The following is a 2,875-nucleotide window of genomic DNA, read 5'->3' on the forward strand; positions in this document are numbered from 1 at the left end:
GCCCCTCCCCGCGTCCGGGTCGCTCGGCGCCCTGGCCCAGCCCGCCTATCCGGCCTACGTGGCCCTGGGCGACTCGTACGCGGCCTTCGGCGACCAGTCCGAGCTGGCCGACGGCGCCACCGCACAGGCATGCGGCCGCAGCGCGACCAACTACGCCAACGTCCTCGACCCCAACCCCGCCGTGGGCGAGCTCACCGACGCCACCTGCGGCGGTGCCCAGATCCCCGACCTCACGGTGTCGCAGCGCACGGGCGTCCCGCCGCAGTTCGACGAGCTGGACTCGACCACCGACCTGGTCACGCTGTCCATCGGCGGCAACGACGTCGGCTTCGGCACGATCGTCGCCTGCATCACCAAGCAGGGGCCGTTCGAAGGCGCGCCGGACTGCCAGACCGCCATCGGCACCACCATCGCGGCCGGCATCGCGGAGACCTTCGGCGAGGGCGGCGAGATCGACGACGTCTACGCGACGATCGCGGACCGTGCGCCGGGCGCCACAGTGGTGGCCACCCAGTACCTGCCGCTCATGCCGGCCGAGGGCGGGAGCTGCGCATTCACCGATGGGCTCAATCCGGCAGATGTGGCGTGGGCTCGCGGGGTCGCCGAGGCCATCAACGACGCCGTCGACGTCGCCGCCCGGCGCAACGGCCACGTCTCGGTGCTGCCCACCTCCGACGTCGACCGCAGCGCCTGCGCGCCGGCGGACCAGCGCTGGACCGACTTCCTCGGGGGCGCACCGACCAACGCCGCCGGGTTCCACCCCACCGCCCTCGGCCAGCAGGCCATGGCCGACGCCATCGCCGCGGCGATCTGACACCGCTACTCCCGGCGCCCCCGCTACTCCCGACACAGCCGCCCCCGGCGATGCACGCCGGCGTGAACCGAAGCTCACGCCCGTGTTCATCGCCGGGGGCGGCTGTGTGTCAGCTCATCCCTCGAACAACCCCTGTCCGACGTACCCGCCCTCTGGCGCGCCGGGCGGGAGCGCGAACACCGCCGACCCGATCGGGACGGTCCACGTGTTGAGCGCGTCCTGCTCGGCGAGCCGCTGCTGGACAGGGATGTAGGTGCGCACCGGGTCGGCCTGGTAGGCGGTGAAGATCAGGCCACTGTTGCTGATCTGACCCTGCTCCGGCGGGTCGTCGTAGTTGTACGGCCGCCGGAGCATGGCCTCACCACGATCGCGCTGCCGGGCCCGGGCAATGTGCGACTCGGGCGGGATCACCGGCAGACCGACCTCGTCGAGGGCCTCGAAGTCGGGCGGGTCGTGCTCATCCACCCCGGTCAGCGGCGCACCGGTGTCGATCCGCCGGCCCATGCTCAGCTCGCGGGAGGTGCGGTCGATCTCCTCCCAGGTGTCCATGGTCATGCGGATGCGGCGCAGCACCAGCGAGGACCCGCCCCGCATCCACCGCTGGACCTGCCCGTCTGAAGAGCTGCCGTCCGAGAACAGGACCTGGTCGACGTCCACGTCGTCGGGCCCGGGGTTCACGGTCCCGTCGATCTGGCCGAACAGGTTCCGCTGCGTGCGGCCGGTCGGGTCGGTGCCGACGGCTTTGCGGAACCCCCGTTGCGCCCACCGTTGCTCGGCCACGCCTCGCACGCCGGACGCGAGGATCCGGGCGGCGTGCGAGACGATCAGCGGGTCGTCGGCACAGATCTGCAGCAGCAGATCCCCTTCCGACCACCGGTCCTCGAGCTGATCGATCTGCGGGAACGCCGGCAACTGCCGAAGCCACGACGGCCGCTTCTCTGGCATGCGCACCGCGTCGAACAGTCCGGGACCGAGCCCGATGGTCACCGTGAGCCGCGCCGGGTCCCGGGCCAGTTCGGGCTCGAGGTCGGCCAGGCCGCCGCGGCCCGAGGTGAGCCTGGCGGCGTCCTGGGACCAGGCCCGCAGGACACCCTGGACCTCGGCGCGGGTGGCTCCCGTCGCGAGGTCGAACCCGATGAAGGCGGCGTGTGCCTGCGGCGGCGTGGTGATGCCGGCCTGGTGTGGGCCGTGGAATGGTTCGGTGGCCGCCCCCACGGCGCGCGAGTCGGCGACGGCCTTCCAGTCGGGCACCACCTCGTCGTCGTCGACCAGTCCCCGACCCGTGTAACCCGCGACGCCACCGACCACGCCCCCACCCACGACGGCCGCGACGCCGCCGGTGAGCACCGACCGCCGGGACAGTCCGCGCGGGGCCTGGTCAGCCATCGTGGTTCATGCCCCCGACGTACTCCTCCTCGCCGCCGCGGAAGTCGCGGGCGGAGACGGTGACGTCCTGCTCGGTGCCGCCGCCCTGCACGCCGCCGGAGAACTCCAGGGTCAGGGTGATCTGCTGGCCGGTGGTGATGGGCTGGTCCAGGTCCATCAGCATGATGTGGTTGCCGCCGGGCTCCAGGACAAGCTCGCCGCCGGCGGGGACGAGGAAGCCGTCCTCCTTCTCCTGCATCATCATGCCGCTGCCGCCGGGGACGGTCTCGTGCAGCTCGGTGCGCCCGCCGAGCTCGCCGGAGACGCCGGTCAGGTGGACGTCGCCGTCGCCGGGGTTACGGATGATGCCGAAGACGCCGCTCATGTCCGTGCCGGTGGCCTTGGCCCAGCCGTCGTCGAAGATGACGACGGTGGTGGTCTCGATGATCGTGGTCTCGCCGGTGGTGCCGGTGGCCTCGGTGGCCTCGTCGCCCGAGCAGGCGGCCGTGGTCAGGGCGAGGGTCAGTGCGGTGGCCGCGGTGAAGGCGGCACGGGTGTGGGAACGCATAGGTGTGTCAGTCCTTGGTGTGGTGTGTGACGTCGCCCGCCGGCGCGTGGCGCGGGCGGTGCGTGGGGTGGGATCACACAGCCACGGGCGGCGCGCGGGTGCCTCCGCGGGCCAGGAGGAACCGGTCG

3 protein-coding genes are annotated in these 2,875 nt (G+C 72.6%); 1 reads left to right on the forward strand and 2 read right to left on the reverse strand.

Annotated elements, in window-relative coordinates; genetic code table 11:
• Window positions 1-814, forward strand: an 814-nt coding sequence (locus G6021_RS12015; RefSeq protein ID WP_182641379.1) for an SGNH/GDSL hydrolase family protein, incomplete at its 5' end; no start/stop codon positions are given.
• A gap of 114 nt (window positions 815-928) precedes the next feature.
• On the opposite strand, the gene G6021_RS12020 is transcribed toward G6021_RS12015, so the two are convergent.
• The gene (locus G6021_RS12020; protein WP_182641380.1) at window positions 929-2,200 is read right to left on the reverse strand and encodes a Dyp-type peroxidase; all 1,272 of its coding nucleotides are present in this window, start codon (window positions 2,198-2,200) and stop codon (window positions 929-931) included.
• Complete coding sequence (locus tag G6021_RS12025) at window positions 2,193-2,747, reverse strand: copper chaperone PCu(A)C (RefSeq protein ID WP_182641381.1); 555 nt, start codon at window positions 2,745-2,747, stop codon at window positions 2,193-2,195. The genes G6021_RS12020 and G6021_RS12025 overlap by 8 nt, the downstream gene beginning before the upstream one ends.
• Window positions 2,748-2,875 lie beyond the last annotated feature (128 nt).

This window comes from Dietzia sp. CW19, from assembly GCF_014145265.1.
In the GTDB taxonomy this organism is placed as follows: Bacteria; Actinomycetota; Actinomycetes; order Mycobacteriales; family Mycobacteriaceae; genus Dietzia; species Dietzia natronolimnaea.

Coding starts and splice junctions, on each gene's coding strand:
- G6021_RS12020 (WP_182641380.1), bottom strand. CDS start 2,200: ATGGCTGACCAGGCCCCGCGCGGACTGTCCCGGCGGTCGGTGCTCACC.
- G6021_RS12025 (WP_182641381.1), bottom strand. CDS start 2,747: ATGCGTTCCCACACCCGTGCCGCCTTCACCGCGGCCACCGCACTGACC.